The organism is Sporosarcina sp. Y1011 (genome assembly GCF_057669885.1).
The window spans coordinates 1-18,083 of record NZ_JBYHFP010000004.1 but is presented as its reverse complement, the minus strand read 5'-3'; the positions used below and the strand labels follow the sequence as shown (position 1 = coordinate 18,083).

Annotated in this window: 18 protein-coding genes and 1 pseudogene; 3 read left to right on the top strand and 16 right to left on the bottom strand. The window is 38.6% G+C overall.

Going from position 1 to position 18,083, the window contains the following annotated elements; genetic code table 11:
• Positions 1–9: 9 nt before the first annotated feature.
• From AC25Y5_RS06260 to AC25Y5_RS06185, 16 genes are all read right to left on the bottom strand, one after another.
• A complete protein-coding gene (locus AC25Y5_RS06260; RefSeq protein WP_488139582.1) occupies positions 10–1,089 on the bottom strand; it encodes a Ger(x)C family spore germination protein in 1,080 nt (359 codons plus the stop codon).
• Positions 1,086–2,105, bottom strand: coding sequence for a GerAB/ArcD/ProY family transporter (locus AC25Y5_RS06255; RefSeq protein ID WP_488139581.1), 1,020 nt, complete (start codon positions 2,103–2,105; stop codon positions 1,086–1,088). Before AC25Y5_RS06255 ends, AC25Y5_RS06260 begins: the two co-directional genes overlap by 4 nt.
• Entirely contained in the window at positions 2,102–3,553 is a 1,452-nt protein-coding gene (locus AC25Y5_RS06250; protein ID WP_488139580.1) for a spore germination protein, read from the bottom strand. Before AC25Y5_RS06250 ends, AC25Y5_RS06255 begins: the two co-directional genes overlap by 4 nt.
• Positions 3,554–3,787: 234 nt before the next feature.
• The gene (locus AC25Y5_RS06245; RefSeq protein WP_488139579.1) at positions 3,788–4,600 is read right to left on the bottom strand and encodes a CAP domain-containing protein; all 813 of its coding nucleotides are present in this window, start codon (positions 4,598–4,600) and stop codon (positions 3,788–3,790) included.
• Between the two features lie 146 nt (positions 4,601–4,746).
• Positions 4,747–5,670, bottom strand: coding sequence for a CobW family GTP-binding protein (locus tag AC25Y5_RS06240; RefSeq protein WP_488139578.1), 924 nt, complete (start codon positions 5,668–5,670; stop codon positions 4,747–4,749).
• A gap of 73 nt (positions 5,671–5,743) precedes the next feature.
• Complete coding sequence (locus AC25Y5_RS06235) at positions 5,744–7,234, bottom strand: lmo1851 family serine protease (protein ID WP_488139577.1); 1,491 nt, start codon at positions 7,232–7,234, stop codon at positions 5,744–5,746.
• 81 nt (positions 7,235–7,315) lie between these two features.
• On the bottom strand, positions 7,316–8,020 hold the full coding sequence (deoD, locus tag AC25Y5_RS06230; protein WP_488139576.1) for a purine-nucleoside phosphorylase: 705 nt from the start codon (positions 8,018–8,020) through the stop codon (positions 7,316–7,318).
• Positions 8,021–8,101: 81 nt separating this feature from the next.
• Positions 8,102–8,323 carry a YozE family protein gene (locus AC25Y5_RS06225; protein WP_482103398.1) on the bottom strand — a complete coding sequence of 74 codons (222 nt, stop codon included), beginning with the start codon at positions 8,321–8,323 and terminating at the stop codon, positions 8,102–8,104.
• Positions 8,324–8,346: 23 nt separating this feature from the next.
• On the bottom strand, positions 8,347–8,772 hold the full coding sequence (msrB, locus tag AC25Y5_RS06220; protein ID WP_488139575.1) for a peptide-methionine (R)-S-oxide reductase MsrB: 426 nt from the start codon (positions 8,770–8,772) through the stop codon (positions 8,347–8,349).
• Complete coding sequence (gene msrA / locus AC25Y5_RS06215) at positions 8,769–9,299, bottom strand: peptide-methionine (S)-S-oxide reductase MsrA (protein ID WP_488139574.1); 531 nt, start codon at positions 9,297–9,299, stop codon at positions 8,769–8,771. The genes msrB and msrA overlap by 4 nt, the downstream gene beginning before the upstream one ends.
• A 12-nt stretch (positions 9,300–9,311) precedes the next feature.
• Entirely contained in the window at positions 9,312–9,881 is a 570-nt protein-coding gene (locus AC25Y5_RS06210) for a YpmS family protein (RefSeq protein ID WP_488139573.1), read from the bottom strand.
• A gap of 11 nt (positions 9,882–9,892) precedes the next feature.
• The gene (locus AC25Y5_RS06205; RefSeq protein ID WP_488139572.1) at positions 9,893–10,708 is read right to left on the bottom strand and encodes a GDSL-type esterase/lipase family protein; all 816 of its coding nucleotides are present in this window, start codon (positions 10,706–10,708) and stop codon (positions 9,893–9,895) included.
• A gap of 38 nt (positions 10,709–10,746) precedes the next feature.
• Positions 10,747–11,586 carry a DegV family protein gene (locus tag AC25Y5_RS06200; protein ID WP_488139571.1) on the bottom strand — a complete coding sequence of 280 codons (840 nt, stop codon included), beginning with the start codon at positions 11,584–11,586 and terminating at the stop codon, positions 10,747–10,749.
• Positions 11,587–11,659: 73 nt separating this feature from the next.
• Positions 11,660–12,151 (bottom strand): dihydrofolate reductase, encoded by a 492-nt coding sequence (locus tag AC25Y5_RS06195; protein WP_488139570.1) that lies wholly within the window; start codon positions 12,149–12,151, stop codon positions 11,660–11,662.
• A gap of 15 nt (positions 12,152–12,166) precedes the next feature.
• Positions 12,167–13,108 carry a thymidylate synthase gene (locus AC25Y5_RS06190; RefSeq protein ID WP_488139569.1) on the bottom strand — a complete coding sequence of 314 codons (942 nt, stop codon included), beginning with the start codon at positions 13,106–13,108 and terminating at the stop codon, positions 12,167–12,169.
• Positions 13,109–13,555: 447 nt separating this feature from the next.
• The gene (locus AC25Y5_RS06185; protein WP_482106013.1) at positions 13,556–13,705 is read right to left on the bottom strand and encodes a hypothetical protein; all 150 of its coding nucleotides are present in this window, start codon (positions 13,703–13,705) and stop codon (positions 13,556–13,558) included.
• A gap of 736 nt (positions 13,706–14,441) precedes the next feature.
• Here AC25Y5_RS06185 and AC25Y5_RS06180 point away from each other — a divergent pair.
• From AC25Y5_RS06180 to AC25Y5_RS06170, 3 genes and pseudogenes are all read left to right on the top strand, one after another.
• Positions 14,442–15,128 (top strand): response regulator transcription factor, encoded by a 687-nt coding sequence (locus tag AC25Y5_RS06180; RefSeq protein WP_488139568.1) that lies wholly within the window; start codon positions 14,442–14,444, stop codon positions 15,126–15,128.
• Positions 15,103–17,178, top strand: a complete 2,076-nt coding sequence (locus tag AC25Y5_RS06175) for a sensor histidine kinase (RefSeq protein ID WP_488139567.1) — start codon at positions 15,103–15,105, stop codon at positions 17,176–17,178. The genes AC25Y5_RS06180 and AC25Y5_RS06175 overlap by 26 nt, the downstream gene beginning before the upstream one ends.
• Positions 17,179–17,913: 735 nt before the next feature.
• Positions 17,914–18,083, top strand: a pseudogene (locus AC25Y5_RS06170) (RNA-guided endonuclease InsQ/TnpB family protein); the annotation flags it as partial.

Below are 18,083 nucleotides of genomic sequence, written 5' to 3'. Positions count from 1 at the left end.
TATAATATTTCAATTCAGTATACCTGTCCGCGTAATTTCCGCCTCGACTTTTACTTTTATGTCGAGCTCCGAAAACGTATCATGCCATTTCCCTTTGTTCCATAAGTTAGGATGGAAGGCGCGAACTGTCCTGCCGAAACCAACGGCATCACTTTTAGCTTCTTGCAATTTTTTGATTACCTGGTTGAAATCCTTTGTTAGTTCTTTCGAGAGAAATTTTTCTACTTCTTTCCTTATTTTTTCTTCATCCAGATGATCGTAAGGAAATTCCTCTACATTGAATTTCATTTTATAAGTTGCATCGATCTTGCCGTCCCGAATGTCCCATTTCCGTTTATATCTGGACAGTTCAACCGTAAGTGGATGAGATTCACCGTCTTTTTTCCACATATATGTGAACAGCGCATACTTTCCGGGTTTCTTCTCAAGAACTTGGACGATTATGGATTCCTTCTTGTCTAATGTGTGTCCCGTGAAAACTTTATCACTGAATAAAGCTATACCCGACACTTCAGGAGCACCCGTCTTTTCGGACATTTTAATGAAAGGCAGTGTAAGGTTAATTCCATCGTCAATTATCCTTCTGGCAACGTTCTGAATATCAATGTCTGGCAGAACAGATAACGATATGTCAGTTTCTAAAATGTCGTGATAGTAATCAGGTAATTCTATGGTAAGCTTTTCTGACTTCTCCATATATGGAGTCATTTCCCCTTCTACAACCGCCACTCTACTGCTCATCCGGTTACTTGGCGTTCTGTAGATTGCATCAAAAGTCTTTGCTATATCCGACTTCGCTGTCCCTTCAGTAATGAGTAGTACTTGCAAGTGCGACAAATCAAGAGTTTCACTGGTCTTTACATTTGCATCAAATCGCGTATCCCTTGCGGAAACACCGGTTCCTTCAACAGTCGCATAACTGATGGATTCATTGGCTATCTCGGAGAAGGAGTAGTATCCCGTGAATTTCCCGTCCTCTTCCTCAATACCCATAAGCGGGACGATGGAGATCTCCTTGTATAATTGTTCATCCCAACATCCTGCCAACAGGAAAGAACATGTGATGAAAATGACTGCAATTTTCTTCATTTCTCTTTCCTCCTATTCGCAATGATGACGATGGCTGGAATAATGATAGCAAATAGGAGATGCACATAAAGGAGTGCGTCATTCAATATTTCTACTTGCTTTTTTGACACAAAGATTACGGGCAATAAAACAAGTAATACATGCCAAATAATCACATCCCTTTTCTGATGCTTTTTTGCATGGAGCCGGTGAACATACAAAGCGGAAAAAGAATGGATTACAACGGTAATGATGCTCCAAATCATCCAAATGTAAAGGAAAAACAAGTCGAGACGCTCGACAAAAGTTACTTCCTGGGATTTCAAAATATAAAGAAGCGGTTCCGGGATTGTTTGCAAGCCGGTGAACGTGAAATATAATATTGTAATCATGATGGACATAAAGAAGAACGAAAACCACGTCATTTGGTAGACGAATAACGGGAAACCTTTTATTTTCTCCTTTACATCGACGTGCCTTCTGAAAAACAAATATAATTCAATTCCTATGAAAGCAATCTGTGCCTTTAAAAGACCTCCAACCCATTCCTTTCCAGTCACTTCCCCTAAAGGGAAAATGTTCGTCCATACGAGATCATCCCAAGCAAACTGTAGAAATATCAAAAAAAGAATGATGAGCGGGATAAGAATGACCGTTAAATTAATGACAGTTTCTGCCCTGCTCAAATTTGCATACAGCGATACACTAACCATCGCCGTTAGGGCGATAATTTGAGGTGTTTCCGGGAACCCCCAGACTGCAAGTGTATAGTCGATGTATGCAAGATATGATACCGAAACAAAAAGCCAGTAACCTTTATACAACCAACCGACGACAGGACCAATAGTAAAACGCTTATAATACCGTTCATAAAAGAGTAGTAGCAAGTAGTGAAGGACTCCGGCAACAAGAAATACAAGCCACGCTTCCCTGCTCGATGCAGTAATGAACGGTGATGGAAAGGAAAAGAATGACGATCCGGTCTGTATAATGAAAAGAAGTAGAAAAAACTGAAGCCTCGACAAATTGAAATTCAAGTTTCTTCACCGTCCTTCTGCTTCTGCTTCTGATTGCCCCCTCCTCCGTGCGTTAATGTCTGTTGTTGCTTATGGTTTTTATAATATGGAACCCTAAAGAATACATTTTTAAATCGAGAAGGGTCAAATGGAATCACCGGTGACAAATAGGGTTGTTTCAGTGAAGACTGATTCATCATATGGATAAACAGGATGAGTGTCGCGATAGCGATGCCAAAAAAACCAAAAAGAGTTGCTGCAACCATCAACGGATATCTGATGAGTCGTATTGCCGTGTTCATTTCAAGATTTGGTACGACATAACTTGCAATTGCGGTCATCGCCACGACAATGACCATCAAATTTGAAACGAGTCCTGCAGTAACGATTGCATCTCCGATAACGAGGCCGCCTACAATACCAATTGTAGGCCCAATCGGTGCCGGTAGCCTGATTGTCGCTTCGCGGATGACTTCTATGAAAATCTCCACAATAAGCGCTTCAACAATAGGCCGGTACGGAATTTCTTGTACAGCAATTTTGACTTTTTCACTTAGTTGAAACGGCAAAATTTCAGAATGGAAACCGATTACCGCAATATAAAGTGCAGGCAAGAAAATAGCTATCATGAAACAAAATAATCTGAGTATACGAAAGAAAGTTCCGACATAGACACGTCCATTAAAGTCGTCCGGTGACTCGAAAAACGAAAAAAATGTAACCGGCGCGACGAGAACTGCAGGTGATTGGTTGGTGAAAATGGCTATCTTACCTTCCAGCAAATTCGCGACAACACGATCTGGCCTTTCCGTGTTAAGGAACTGTGGGAAGGGGGACCAAACCGAGTCCTCCAAATAATCTTCGATTTGTCCAAGACTGTATATTTTAGGTGCATCGATAGCTTCCAGACGACTTTTTACGTCCTGAACAAGGTCTTTATCAGCGATTGACTCGATATATACATAAGTAACTTTCGTATTCGTCTCTTTGCCGAGCCGTAAATCCTTTACGACTAAATCTGGAATCGCAAGATGTTTTCGGATGAGAGATATATTTTTGTCTATGCTTTCGACGAACCCTTCATGAGAACCGCGAATGACAAATTCATTGGTTGGTTCGGATGTTGATCGTACCTCATAAGACGGTATCGTAATTGTCATTATTAGATTCGTTTCAGGGCAGTAGACCGCTACAAAACCGTTCGAGACACTATCGACTAATTTCTGCACCGAAAATGCCTCTACGCTTGATACAGCGGTTCCACCCCAATCCGGAAGCTCATCAATCGCGCGTTTCCGGATAATCTCGATTTGTTTGTTGACTTCACCACTATCCATCATCGTATTAAAAAAGCAGACGATGCCGAGCCCATTTTTCCAATTGACTTCCCGTACGATAAGATCCGTCGAATCATGAAATAAATTTTTTATGTATAAAATCAAACTGTCATTCGACTTCACTTCATTCATCATACTCACCTCTTTAAGAGTATGCGCAACGTAAAAAAGTTTTAAACTTTTTCCGGAAGTGTGTCTAGGATGCAAAAATCTATTTAGTTTACATAACTATATTATCTATCACACTCGAAAAATATGAAATGGTTAAAAACAATTTTATTGGTTAGCCAAAACTAGAACAAAATAAAAAAGAGTCATCCTCAGTACCGGAACGCTTCCAGTGCAAAGGACGACTCTTCAATCATATTATTTTTGGATAAACTGTTGTGTCCAGTAATTACCGTTTTTGTCATAACCGATACCAATGTGAGTGAATCCAGGTGTTAAGATATTTTGTCTATGTCCTGGAGATTCCATCCATCCTTTTACAACCTCTTCAGCTGAACGTTGACCCATCGCAATGTTTTCTGCTGCAGATTTATACGAAACGCCATTTGCTTTCATCTGATCAAACGGTGAACCGTATGTTGGGCTAGTATGTGAAAAGTATCCTTTTGAAGCCATATCTGTCGACTTTTGACGTGCAGAATTCATCAACTTATCATCTGTTTGCAATGGTTTAAGACCTGCTTTTTGTCTTTCCGCATTCGTTAAGTCAAGAACTGCTTTTTCAATCGCGGAAACAGATGTGTTTTGCGCTGATTCTACTGGTTTAGTAGGTGCTACTTCAGCAGGTTTTTCCGGAGCCGGTGCCGGAGTTGGAGCTGGTTTTGGTGCTGGTACTGGTTTAGTAGGAGCAGGTTTCTCTACCGGTTTTTCTTGTACTGGTTCCTCTGCCGGTTTTTCCTGTACTGGTTTCTCTACTGGTTTGGTCGGCACAGCGACCTCTTTATTTGTTTCATATGATTTTAACAAGCTGTAAAGCTTTTCAAAATCAATATCTTTACCGAACTTTGGATTATAGGAAAAAGATTGTTTCTCCCCCCCTATGTACAATTGAATATACTGTTGTACTTTTTGCACCTGTACATTGTTTTCTGAATATGAAGCCTCTACATTATTGTTGTTCGGCAGTAATAGCGCCGAACCGAGCATGAGTACTGCAATCGATTTTTTCATCTCATTACTCCTCCCTTCGCAAACTATCATAACGCGGGAGAGAATCAGATTTTCGGTTTTTATTACCAACCTATCCAGTTCTTAATCAAGTGTCTAATCAAGAGAGTTCATGATTCATGATATTGGATAACTTTGGGAGACTATCTTTATATTTCATCTGAAATGGGGTTGACACCCTCGTAATATATTGATTCTATTCCTTCACCGATGACAACTAGACGAGCCTCCATTTTAACGTATTCTGGCATCCAGTTGACCATTCCATAAGCATATTGAAATAAATACGGGTTTTTAAATCCGTTAATCGGAACATAACCTTTCATTCTATATACTGTTTCTGGTAATGATTTTACCCAGTTCTCGAACTCTTCCTTATTAACGCTTTTCGTAAATGTTAGAAGTTTTGATGAGAGCGGCAGGTTTTTTCCAGATACAATCTCTTTACTGCTAATGTTTTGTGATGAGCTCAGAGCATCCTCAATATTGGAAAAGGCGATTTTGGCACCAGTCGTCTGAATAATAGGTGCAGAATTATTAAAATTCGAAATTTCTAGTGTAACTTTTGCCATTTCATCATCAGTTAATAGATCTACTTTGTTTGCAATGATTAAATGGGCGTGACGAATTTGTTCCATGAATAAAGCCCGTATACGCGGAGACAGTTTGTCACGTTCCAACCAGCGTTTAGAATCTGCTACCGTTACAATCCCCTTAATGTTAAGTCGATCCGCGAACAAGGGAGAATAAATGGCATCCAGTGCTTCCACCGGATGTGCAGCACCCGTCGTTTCTATCAAAATTACATCAATATCGTGATTTTCCTCAAGTAACCCTTGCAGTTGCGCTTCAGTCTTTTCAGACCCTGTGCAACAAATACATCCTTCAAGGAGTTCTTTGAGAGGAACCCCGCCTTCTCCTTCGACTGTATTCGAATCGAAAGGCAAAGCTCCAAATTCATTCATCAATACAGCGGGTTTTTTGCCTTGTTCTTTTAATTGAACAATTGTATGGAGTAATAGTGACGTTTTACCACTGCCTAGAAATCCGCTAATTAAATATACATCAATCATCTGTATACCCCTTTCATTTTTTAATTTAAAAAGCGTCCCGCCTATTAGGACTGGACGCTTTTTAGTTATTTCATCACTTTTTGAGTAAAACTTCTTGAGCTTTTTTCAGCTGAGGATCGTCTTCTTGAATTTTAGTCCGTAGTTTCTCCATTAGACCGTACGTAGTATCCCCTGTTAGAATACCATTTGTGTCCAAATTTAAATCCTCTTGGAGTTTTTTTATAGCTAGCTCTGTTTTTTCATCGAACTGTCCATCGATTTCGCCTGGCTCATACCCAACAGCCTCAAGCATTTCTTCTGCAGACTTAATAGTAGTCGTAAGCATACCTTCCTTCATCACCATTGTGGGATCGAGGAATGGAAGCAATGCATAGGATGGGTACGGTACTTTGAAATCAGGCTCAATTCCTTTTTTATGAATCCAGTTGCCTTCAGGAGTTAGCCATTTTGCTGTTGTTAACTTTAAATTTGAGCCATCCGAAAGGTCTTGCGGTGTTTGAACAGTTCCTTTACCAAATGTTTTTACACCAATAAGAGGGATGTCAGCAGATTCTTTCATTGCGCCTGCCAGGATTTCAGAAGCTGAAGCACTACCATCATCAATAATGAGCGCTACAGGTACTTTGACTTTCCTAGTTCCCGAAGCCGTGTATACCTCAGGAGTCGTCCCTTTTCCTTCAAATTGAAAGATGTTTTTCCCATTCTCTACAAATAGATCTGAAATATCGATCGCCGTATCGAGTCTTCCACCAGGGTTTTGCCTTACATCGACAACCAGCCCTTTCATAATTGCATCTTCCATCTCATCAAGGGCGACTATCAGTTCGTCGTAGGTCCCTTCAGAAAAGCTCGTGATATGAATGTGTGCGATTCCGTCATCAAGCATTTCTGCATATACTGTTTCAATTGGAATAACATCACGCTCAATTTTGATATCAACTGGTTCTGTTCCTTCGCCACGTCTAATAGTTAAAGTGACAGTAGTACCTTTTTCACCTCGGATTAGAAGAACCGCTTCAGATGAAGACATACCTTGTATACTTTTACCGTCAACTGCAATTATAGTATCATTTGGCAGTAATCCAGCACGTTCTGCGGGTGAGTTTTTTATAGGAGAAACAACGTTAATATAGCCACTTTGTTCCTGAATTTCAGCACCAATCCCTTCGAAACTTGAAGAGATACTTTCGTTCAATTGTCGGGCTTCCTTCTCATTCAAGTAATCAGAATACGGGTCACCCAGTGCATCAATCATTCCGTTGATAGCTCCATCAATAACTGCAGTCTCATCGATATCCTGGAAATAGTTCGCTTCCATCTGGTCATACGCGTCATATAACTTTTCAAACTCTTTACGGTCTTTTACATTTTGTTTTTGAGGACTAACAACTTCTACGACTTTATCATCACCTGTTGTTAATACGAAGAAAGTCACTGCTGCGGAAGCCAAAACGAGTCCAAATACAATCATGACAAAAGAGAACAGTTTTATTTTAATATAACGTTTTTCCGGTGGTTGTTTATTTGGTTCGCTTTCTAGCGTGTTACCGGTATTCTCTTTCATCTCATTCCCCACTTTCTACTCTTCATAAAGGAGTATATTCAAAAAAAGGACCGCTATATAGCGGGCGGTCCTTCGTTCTGATTACTCTTGGATTGATGCTTCAAGTGCAACTTCAATCATGTCATTGAAGGTTGTTTGGCGCTCTTCAGCTGATGTAGCTTCGCCTGTAAGAATATGATCACTAACAGTAAGGATTGCGAGCGCTTGTCGCCCAAATTTCGCAGCAAGCGTATACAATGCTGCAGCCTCCATTTCAACCGCAAGCACACCATATTGTGCCCATTTTTCATGTTGAGCATATTCATTGTAGAAAACATCTTCTGTAAATACATTTCCGACTTTCAAATCAAGTCCTTTTTTAAGACCTGCATTGTATGACTTTAGTAGTAGGTCAAAATCTGCAGTCGGTGCATAGTTAACGCCATTAAAAATAATTTCATTCATTTTAGAATCTGTCGAAGCACTTTGCGCGAGAATCACGTCTCGTACATGAACGTCTTGCTGAATCGCGCCACAAGTACCAACACGAATTAGTTTTTGAACATCATATTCTTGCATCAGTTCAGTTACGTATATAGAAATTGACGGAACGCCCATTCCTGTGCCTTGCACCGATATACGTTTGCCTTTATAAGTTCCCGTATAGCCGAACATATTCCGGACTTCATTATATTGTGTGACATCTTCAAGAAACGTTTCTGCGATATATTTTGCTCGGAGTGGGTCTCCAGGTAGTAAAATTGTATCAGCAATATCACCTTTTTTTGCATTAATATGTATACTCATATTGAATAGCCTCGCTTTCAAATTTTCATTTTTTATCGTACATTTAACTATACCATTTTGCAATGATAATGCGAACTCAACTTATAAGAACCGCTCTTCATATAACTGGAATAAATCATCGAAAATGACGGATGGCATTTCCGCATCCGCCTTTTCTTCAATATAGCGTGATAAAGGATCAAAAGCCTTTTCTTCTTTTGGAAAACTGTAATCTTTAAACATGGCTTCCGCAAAAGAAGCTTTCAAATCATCTTTCGCCCCACCGCGGAAGGCGAGGGCAAAACGGTAAAAAGACCGGTCCATCCGTTCATCTCTTTTCTATACTTTTATCTGGTGAACTGTTCCAAATACTCTCCATAACCTTCTTCATCGAGACGGTCAATAGATACAAAACGGAGTGCGGCTGAATTGATACAATACCGCAGTCCATCTACTCCTGGACCGTCTGGAAACACATGACCAAGATGAGAATCTGCTGTTTTACTACGCACTTCTATCCGTTGCATTCCATGGGTTGTATCGATTTTCTCTACTACCTCTACAGTTTCAATCGGCTTTGTAAAACTAGGCCAGCCACACCCTGCATCATATTTATCTTTGGAACTAAAAAGTGGTTTGCCGGAAATAAGATCGACATAAATCCCATCGTCGTAATGACTATCATACTCATTACGAAACGGAGCTTCTGTTCCGTTCTCCTGAGTGACGTGATACTGAATATCAGTTAGTTTACTCTTCAATTCATCTTTCATTTATCTTCACCCCAATTTTCTGATTTAAACCTTTCTCGTCCAGACCCGGTTGCATACCTGTTGTAGTGTACAGGATTTTTCATGTAATAGTCTTGATGTCCTTCTTCAGCACTATAAAAAACCTTAGCAGGAAGGATTTCTGTTGCGATTGGTTTCACAAATTTACCTGAACTATCCAGTTCGGATTTTGTTTTTTCAGCAATTTCTTGTTGTTCAGAACTATGATAGTAAATCGCTGTTTGATATGATTCTCCACGGTCAAAAAATTGCCCACCTGAATCTGACGGATCAATTTGTCTCCAAAATATGTCGAGTAGTTCATTGTAAGTTATTATTTTTTCATCATACGTAATTTGAACGGCTTCACGGTGACCAGTCGTATTTGTACAAACAAGTTCGTAAGAAGGATTTTCGATATCTCCGCCTGTATAACCCGAAATGACAGAAGTAACACCTTCATATCGGTCAAATGGTTTCACCATACACCAAAAACATCCACCTGCAAATGTTGCTAATGACATTGTCATCGTTAGACCTCCCTATTCTTTTGGAATATAAATTTCGAAGTTAATCTTGTCATCCGCTAAGTTGAATGTTTTTGCCTTTACTTGTAAATTACCCGATAAAGGAATTTCTGAAAGATTAATGAATAATTCTTCTTCTGAGGGACGAACAATCATCCATTCAGGAAGCTTCACGGAATCCCTTAATATTTTTAAGACAACAGCTGGCTGGATATTCAATTGGCCAATTTCCATCGCTGATTGTTTCAAAATCAGATTTCCATCTTGCTGTACAATGGGATCGAAATGCATTAAGACTGGCAAAGTAAAGGAGAATATATTCAGTTCAGAAATCAGGACTACGTCGTCGCCAATTTCCATTGTTACTGGAAGTGGCTCACCATTTACCGCTTTTTGGATATACGTATTTGCAATTCCTTCTAAATCTTCTTTAGTCGCGGTCAATGTTAGAACATGGTCTGTTCTGTCTGGTTCTTCCATTTTCGGAAGTGGTGCGGATTCTGATGAAACCCCGAGTAGTACAATTAATGCTGCGACTGCTGCAGCCACTAGTCCTGCAAGTACAAAAAAACTGATTTTCCACATGTGAACAGCTCCTACATTTCCAATTCCCCGTCTGACAGTTTCTTCAAATTACATTGTTGAAGCTTTTCAAGGTAACGGTCTGCCAACTCTTCATATCCCTTGGCGTTTGGATGAAAGAAGTCTGTATGGTATACCATGTTCGTATTCGAATCGAACAGGTCACTTACAGGAATGAAGCAAGATCTATCGTCCATATTTGTCCGAACTTCAATCGCTTCATTCCAATCATCAATGATATCATCAAATTCATTTGCTTCATCTGTCACAATTGATAAAGGATTATATAGACCAGACAAAATAATGATTGCATCACCATTCAAGTCACGAATGATGCTAAGGAGTTCATCTAATCTAATTTCAAACTTACCGAGTTCGATATAAAATGGACCCATCTTTAAATTGAATAGGTTAGACTTGACGACCTTCATAACATCGTTTCCACCAATTGTTAGGAAAATGAAATCGGCATTTTTTATTGATAATTGAATGTCGCGTTCATCTAATTTGGTAATAAGTTGGTCACTTCTTCGACCACGTTTCGCCAAATTGGTCACGTCGACATCCTTTACCCCTTTCCAATCAGCCATTTTGCTGGTAACACGTCCAAAATAACCTTCTTTTTTTAGTTCGTCTCCGACACCCTGCGTCAGTGAATCACCTAAACCAAGCACTTTTATCTGTTGTGGAATGAAGTAACCTGGGATTTCCCATCCAGTAAATGAAATTTCGTTTCGCACGGAGAATGAATTTGTTTTTTTTGTAAACGTTTGCTGACAGCCAGACAAAAACAATGAGAAGGCGATCACAATCAAGAATACTCTTCTCATAAATAGAGTTCCCCTTTTCTTCAGTAAAGAATCATTTATTAATCGGCATAATACATGAAACCTATTGCACCTTCTCCAGTATGTGTACTAATAATTGGTGCAGTGAATGTAAGTTTCACATCTTTTATACCTGAGTCTTGTATCAATTTTCTCAATGGTTCTGCCATAGCCAAACCGTGTGCATGAGATATACCGACCCCGCGAACAATTTTCCCCGCAGTTTCCTCTTTGAAAACTTTGAATAAATGTGAGACTACTTGTTTATGACTGCGTACCTTCGCAACCGGCGTATAGACTCCGTCCTGTAAAGTAGCAATCGGTTTAATATTCATCAGTGATCCAATCAGCGCTTTACCCTTTCCAACCCGGCCCCCTTTAACCAGATTGTCTAGTGTATCGACTACTACAAAAAGCGTGGTCTTCTTACGGATTGTATTCAACCGGTCAATAATTTCTGTGACAGAACTTCCCTTTTTCTCCATTTCAGCTGCTTCAATCACCTGAAATGCCAAAGCGTGTGAGATATACATAGAATCGATGACAGTCACTTTTGAATCTGTCATTTCAGCTGCCGCCTGAGCAGATTTAACAGTACCACTCATACCGCCTGTCATATGGATGGAGATAATTTCGCTTCCATCCTCACCAAGTCTGTCATATAATTCTTTGAAAACACCTGCGGCAGGCTGCGAACTTTTCGGCAATTCAGTGGACTTTTTCATCAACCCTAGAAATGCTTCGGGTTTTATATCAACACCATCAATATATGTTCTTCCATCAATTTGGATGGTTAACGGAACAATATGAATAGAGTACTTAAGAATATCTTCTTCTTTCAAATCGGCTGTCGAATCCGTGACTATATGAATCTTTTTCATAGTTAGCACTCCCCTTGGGTATTAAAAGTTCCTCATTCAAATTAATTTAATAAAGAGTATGCGCATCACAGGCTTATCCCTCAGCAGAAAGTTTGTCATATACTACAAATGAATACGGGACTCCATCTTCTGTAAAATGATCTTCTGAAGCAGATACAATTTTCCATTCTGGACCGTAATCCGGGAAAAAAGTATCCCCTTTGTAAGGCTTCCGAATATCCGTTATGTAAAGGCGATCCGCTATTTCCATCGCCAAGCGAAATATTTCTGCCCCTCCGATAATCATCACTTCTTCTGCATATTCTTCAGCTCTGTCAATCGCATCTTTCAAATTGTGTACAACGATAGCCCCTTCAGCCGTGAATGATTTATTACGTGTAACAACAATGCTGAGTCTTCCAGGCAATGGTCTTCCAATCGATTCGTAAGTCTTACGTCCCATCACCATGGCTTTCCCCATTGATATTTTTTTGAAATAAGCCAAGTCTTCAGGTATGTGCCAAGGTAATTCGTTATTCAATCCAATAACCTTATTCGTATCATGTGCTACAAGTAGAGAAATCATTAAACTCCGCCTTTCTTAGACAGCAATTGGTGCTTTGATTTTTGGATAAGGATTATAATTTTCAAGTTCAATATCTTCCGTCTCCAAATCGAAAATTGATTTCCCTTTACTATTCAGCTTTAATGTTGGTAGTGGTCGTGGTTCACGTGTCAATTGTTCATTAACCTGATTAATATGGTTTGCATAAATATGTGCATCGCCTAGTGTGTGGATGAATTCTCCAACCTCAAGATTGCATTCATGTGCAATCAAATGAACAAGAAGTGCATATGATGCAATATTAAATGGTACCCCTAGGAAAATGTCCGCACTTCGCTGATAGAGCTGGCATGACAGCTTTCCATCTGCCACATAGAATTGGAATAGTAAATGGCACGGGGGAAGTGCCATTTCATCGACTTCAGAAGGATTCCAAGCAGTAACGATATGCCTTCTAGAATCCGGATTGTTTTTAATACCATCAATTAAGTTTGCTATCTGATCAATTGATTCTTCCCCACCGGACCACGATCGCCACTGTTTACCATACACAGGTCCTAGGTCAGCATATTTCGCTGCAAACTTTTCATCTTCCAGAACACGTGCTTTAAATGCATCCATTTCAACTTTATATACAGCCGCGAAGTCTGAATCCGTTGATGCTCGACGCCCGAAATTACTCATGTCTGGCCCAGTGTATTCGGGACTCGTCGCCCATTGTTCAAAAGCCCATTCATCCCAAATTGGATTCCTGTCTTCAATGAGCGTTTTGACATTTGTATCTCCTTTAAGAAACCACAGTAGTTCCGAAGTAATAAGGCGTAAAGCCGTTTTCTTTGTGGTCATGAGAGGGAATCCATCTTTCAAATTAAATCGCATCTGATATCCAAACACACTGACAGTACCAGTGCCTGTTCGGTCTTGTTTTTTTGTACCCGTTTCAAGTACATGTTTACATAAATCTAAATATTGTTGCATTCAAAAAGCCTCCTTGCGATAGTGTTAAGTATATCAAATATAGGCTTGCTTTGATAATAAAAAAGACACCTCCAGCGTGGTTATTTAAGATAACCACTTTGGAGGTGTCTTTTTCGCCCTTGATATGACAATCTTTTAAGATTACTGATAACTATTTATAACATTTGCGTTATGGTTACTCAAGTATTATGAGGATTGGTTGTGGTTGTATATACCGGAAACTTGCAACTGATTTTGGACATCATTGTACTCGTATATTTGTATAGAAGAAGGTTAAAATTTCCAACGGGATTACTATATTTCTTCGCATTGCACTTTGAATTGTCGCAGAGTAAGAATGCATTAATGAACACCACTTACCCAGTAAGGATAATAATCAATTGAAAAAAAGAACTTTTAATAAGAAAAACATAGGGAAATTTTAGTCTTCCTATGTTTTCATTCATATTATTTATCTGTTTGTTTTTGCTTTTTTTTCAAATACTCCGCACGTATTTTTTCAAGTTGCTGCTTTTTATCAAATATGGCAGGCTTGTTTTTTTCATGATACTTTGCCACAGCCACCTTACCTTTGGTATCCAATTGATATTTTCCCATTTAGTTCACCTACTTTTCTTGTCTTTAAAGAGAATCCATTCAACAAATATAATATACCTTATTTAATGAAGTATACCTATTTACTTTATTTGTGTACTGCCTAACCTTGCAAAGATCAGTAAAAACTTAGTAAAATATTTCATAGCCAAATGGTATTCATTACACTTATCTTTACGATCTTAAATTTGCTGATTCATTATCAACAAATTTAGGAGTCCTCCCGATGAGCTATATATGCATTTTACCACGGTAACGTGTATTAATCGAAAAATATATACTTGCCGGTAAATCTCTTTCTAATATTTGTTGAAACAAAATAGATTGAATATCCTCTTTAACAAATTCCCCTATAAACGGGTTATAAACCGTTTTCCTCTCAAAGCTATAAACTTGAACCCGATTGAGGCATGGTTATAGGGCATTTTCGTGTATGCCTTAATCAGCCTCGTTAACATCGTATCTGTATCCGTTAATAGTAGAAAAATCTTTTTTCCTTTCATCTATATCTTCCTTTCCATCTCCCGTTACCCTTCTTTTATGACTCTAATAAGAAAACTTAAGAAATGCTTGATAGAATTCTTAATATAACCTTACTATTATCGGAGGAATCCTTTTGTTAAGGAAATCTTAAGAAAGGCGTCGGGTGTTTGTTAAGGTTTGGTTGATATGATTTCTTTAAGCGAATACTAAGAGGAGTGAAAGACATGTTGAACCGTACATATAGGAGTGAACCTGCATGAATATATTGGTTTGTGATGATGACAAAGCTATTGTTGATGCGATAGGCATTTACTTAGAGAATGAGGGATATACCGTTTTCAAAGCCTTTAATGGGCTAGAGGCAATTGAAGGTATCAATGAACATGACATTCATCTCATTATTATGGACATTATGATGCCGAAGATGGATGGGATCCGTGCAACGATGGAAATTAGAAAAAGAAATAGTATTCCTTTAATTATGCTTTCTGCCAAATCAGAGGACTATGACAAAATCCTAGGTTTAAACATAGGTGCGGATGATTATATGGGTAAGCCATTTAATCCGTTGGAGCTGATTGCCAGGGTGAAATCCCAGCTGCGAAGATATACAACATTTGGAGCACTTGAAAAGAATAGCAATCTCTTTCAATCCGGTGGACTGGTGATCGATGATGAAAGTAAAAAGGTCACCGTCGATGGCGAGGAAGTTCATCTTACACCAGTTCAGTATAAGATCGTAAAGCTTCTAACGGCAAATGCCGGAAGGGTATTCACCATCGAGGAAATTTATGAAAAGGTATGGAAGGAACCGGCCTTTAATCCGGAAAACACTGTGACTGTTCATATTAGAAAAATCAGAGAGAAAATAGAAATCAATCCTTCAGAACCAATGTATTTGAAGGTGGTGTGGGGAGTTGGATATAAAGTTGAAAAGTTATAGTCATTCGATGATAACGAAAATTGTTGTTTTCATCATTGCCATTTTATGTGTAATGGGAATTGTACAAGCTTTTGTTGAGGTAGAGATTGTGAATGATGGAAATTTTGGCAGCATCACTGAAGATCATTACTTCGAGAGCTCGGCTTACGTTCAGGAAAGTGAGGGTTTGATTCGTGATCTCACCTTACTGTTAGGGAAGTATAAGAGTGAGGAACATATTTTAAGTGGCAAAAGCATTCGTCAGGATGAATTGGAATCGGCTGAAAATGACTTGTTTTATTCGGAGTTTCATCATTCTAGAGAATTCCAGCATGAGCTAAGTGAAAAGAAGAACTTCGAAATTTTTAAAGAAGAATATAAAAACGAACTTACTCAAGTGAAAGAACAGATGATAAAAGATGATTTGAGACAGTATCATATACTTTCGCAAAATCTCGATGAATATGAGCCATTGTTTTATGCTAGTGATGGCATCCATGAGTTCGCGAACAGTACAAAGACTAAAAAGGAACAGTTCGAAACTTACCCTGCATATATGCTGTTTGAGGAATACAAACGAGAGTTTTACCCAAAAGTAACAGAGAAGAATCAAATTCTGCATTGGGTTACAGAACGAATGGATGAATTAGAACTTGAAAACACCGTTGTTTTTATAGCATTTTCAGAAACATTTTTAAATCAAAAAATGGAAGAGTGGCAAGCAGAAAAAGCCATTGCCACAACAAACTTATATCAAATATTAGGATATTTAGTAGGATTCGTTCTTGCGTTTATTTATTTGGTGACTGTCGTTGGCAGAAGGTCATTTCATGATCAGGCGTTACACTTCCGTCCAGTAGATAACCTGTACAATGACGTCAATCTTGCATTATGTTTTCTTCTGTTTCCGCTATGGATCGTCTTGGTAGATGATCTTTTTGGAAATATGGCTGTAATGATCATAATCATCACGTTTCTTATTGCTGCCTTTGAACTTACCCTAGTTCTAATCCTAGTGAAGCATTTAAAAAATAGGACGTTTTTCAAACATACATTGCTGTATACGTTGATTTCTCGATTAGCGAAATTTATTGGAGAGGTATATAAAAGCGGTAACGTGGCCGTAAAGACAGTACTCATCGTCATCGGGTATCCACTATTGATCGCATTAACATTTTTCATGTTCCCGATCACAATCGGAATCGCAGCTTGGTTTGCATTTAAAAAGGTGAAGGCCTTTCAACATATTCAGGAAGGAATTGAAATTATTAAGGAAGGAAATCTACATCACCGGATTGAAGTCGGAGGGAATGGAGAATTCGCAAGGCTTTCTACGAATGTAAACAGCATTACCAATGGGTTGAAAAAGGCTGTCGATAGCGAGTTAAAAAGCGAGCGATTAAAAACGGAGCTGATTACCAATGTATCACATGATATTCGAAATCCTTTGACCTCCATTATCACCTACGTGGATTTATTGAAAAATGAAAAGGATCGAACTAAAGTCGATAACTATATTGAGGTACTTGATCAAAAAGCACAAAGGCTCAAACTGTTAACCGATGATTTATTTGAAGCTTCTAAGGCCTCAAGTGGAAATATCCCCGTGTCTTTAGAGAAAATTGCTATCGTGTCTTTAATTACCCAAGGACTTGGCGAATTGAATGACAAAATTGAAGCAAATGGTTTAGACATCAAACTCAATTATCCGGAAGAAAAGGTGTACGTTACAGCGGATGGAAGATTATTGTGGAGAACGATCGAGAACCTATTATCGAATATCTTTAAATATACACTTACACAGTCCAGGGTATATATAGATATAGAGGATTTAAGGGATGAGATACGTATTAGCTTTAAAAACATCTCGGCCTATGAATTGAATATCACAGCAGATGAATTAATAGAGCGTTTTAAAAGAGGCGATGAATCCAGAAACAGTCAAGGAAGCGGATTAGGACTTTCCATTGCAAAAAATCTCGTTGAAATTCAAAAAGGAAAATTCGAAATCCATGTAGACGGCGATTTATTTAAAGCGATGATTTACTTGCCAAAACATTTATCGAAATAAGAACTGTCTTTAAGCTGAAGTCATTCCTATCAATTCTGGAATGGCTTCTTTTGCGTACATATATATTTTCCCAATTTGTTCACCTACTTTTCTTTTCTCGTCTTTAAAAAGAACCTACCCAAACAAATATAATGTACCCTGTTTTACTGAAGTATACCTTTTACCTCTAGTAGTCTACTGATTGATGGTGTAGGAACTTTCATTCTAATGTGCTTGGTACTTTTAGATGAACTAGCAAAACTTTTATTAATAATCGTTTTATCTAACCTATAACTTAAAAATAGGGATATTGCCCAAGAGTGTTCAGCTCCCGTTCAATACCCCTATCTTTTAAATCATTGTTACGACTATATTTATCAGCCATATTTAACTCTGGAGACGACGGAAGTCGAACCCGCGTCCTGAGGCTCTAACACTTAAGCATCTATGCGTGTTTTTTCCAAATTGGATTCGCGTAGCACTATGCCAAAGCCTTGAGAAATAAGCGTTTGTGCCGTTTCCTTAATTATTTATTATAGGGTTTTACTCACTAGGTTGTCATGCAACGACTAAGAGTTGTTGCATGGCTGTTTTTGTAAATAAAAAAGGACCTAAAAAAGGGCATTTTTTGTGATTTATTTATTAAACATTCGTACCCGATTGTGGTAAAACATAAGTAACTGTCTGGCTTAACTAACCCAATATTAATTTAAGTACCTTCTTAAACCTTCTCGTTACATTGAAACAGTTAACTAACTTCCGACCTACAAATCGGGGAATTATACAAATCATATTTTCAGTGGAAAACGATTAAAACGCGGTATCTACTGTATAAATAGTAAAACATTAATAAATGCAGATGTTAATGGTGCAGCAAACATCTTAAGAAAAGTAGTGCCGAAAGCATTCGCTAACGGTATAGCGGC

Bases quoted from the DNA above. Each gene is read 5' to 3' on its own strand.
- AC25Y5_RS06260 (WP_488139582.1), bottom strand. From the start codon at position 1,089: ATGAAGAAAATTGCAGTCATTTTCATCACATGTTCTTTCCTGTTGGCA.
- AC25Y5_RS06250 (WP_488139580.1), bottom strand. From the start codon at position 3,553: ATGAATGAAGTGAAGTCGAATGACAGTTTGATTTTATACATAAAAAAT.
- AC25Y5_RS06245 (WP_488139579.1), bottom strand. From the start codon at position 4,600: ATGAAAAAATCGATTGCAGTACTCATGCTCGGTTCGGCGCTATTACTG.
- AC25Y5_RS06240 (WP_488139578.1), bottom strand. From the start codon at position 5,670: ATGATTGATGTATATTTAATTAGCGGATTTCTAGGCAGTGGTAAAACG.
- AC25Y5_RS06235 (WP_488139577.1), bottom strand. From the start codon at position 7,234: ATGAAAGAGAATACCGGTAACACGCTAGAAAGCGAACCAAATAAACAA.
- deoD (WP_488139576.1), bottom strand. From the start codon at position 8,020: ATGAGTATACATATTAATGCAAAAAAAGGTGATATTGCTGATACAATT.
- AC25Y5_RS06225 (WP_482103398.1), bottom strand. From the start codon at position 8,323: ATGGACCGGTCTTTTTACCGTTTTGCCCTCGCCTTCCGCGGTGGGGCG.
- msrB (WP_488139575.1), bottom strand. From the start codon at position 8,772: ATGAAAGATGAATTGAAGAGTAAACTAACTGATATTCAGTATCACGTC.
- msrA (WP_488139574.1), bottom strand. From the start codon at position 9,299: ATGACAATGTCATTAGCAACATTTGCAGGTGGATGTTTTTGGTGTATG.
- AC25Y5_RS06210 (WP_488139573.1), bottom strand. From the start codon at position 9,881: ATGTGGAAAATCAGTTTTTTTGTACTTGCAGGACTAGTGGCTGCAGCA.
- AC25Y5_RS06205 (WP_488139572.1), bottom strand. From the start codon at position 10,708: ATGAGAAGAGTATTCTTGATTGTGATCGCCTTCTCATTGTTTTTGTCT.
- AC25Y5_RS06200 (WP_488139571.1), bottom strand. From the start codon at position 11,586: ATGAAAAAGATTCATATAGTCACGGATTCGACAGCCGATTTGAAAGAA.
- AC25Y5_RS06195 (WP_488139570.1), bottom strand. From the start codon at position 12,151: ATGATTTCTCTACTTGTAGCACATGATACGAATAAGGTTATTGGATTG.
- AC25Y5_RS06190 (WP_488139569.1), bottom strand. From the start codon at position 13,108: ATGCAACAATATTTAGATTTATGTAAACATGTACTTGAAACGGGTACA.
- AC25Y5_RS06185 (WP_482106013.1), bottom strand. From the start codon at position 13,705: ATGGGAAAATATCAATTGGATACCAAAGGTAAGGTGGCTGTGGCAAAG.
- AC25Y5_RS06180 (WP_488139568.1), top strand. From the start codon at position 14,442: ATGAATATATTGGTTTGTGATGATGACAAAGCTATTGTTGATGCGATA.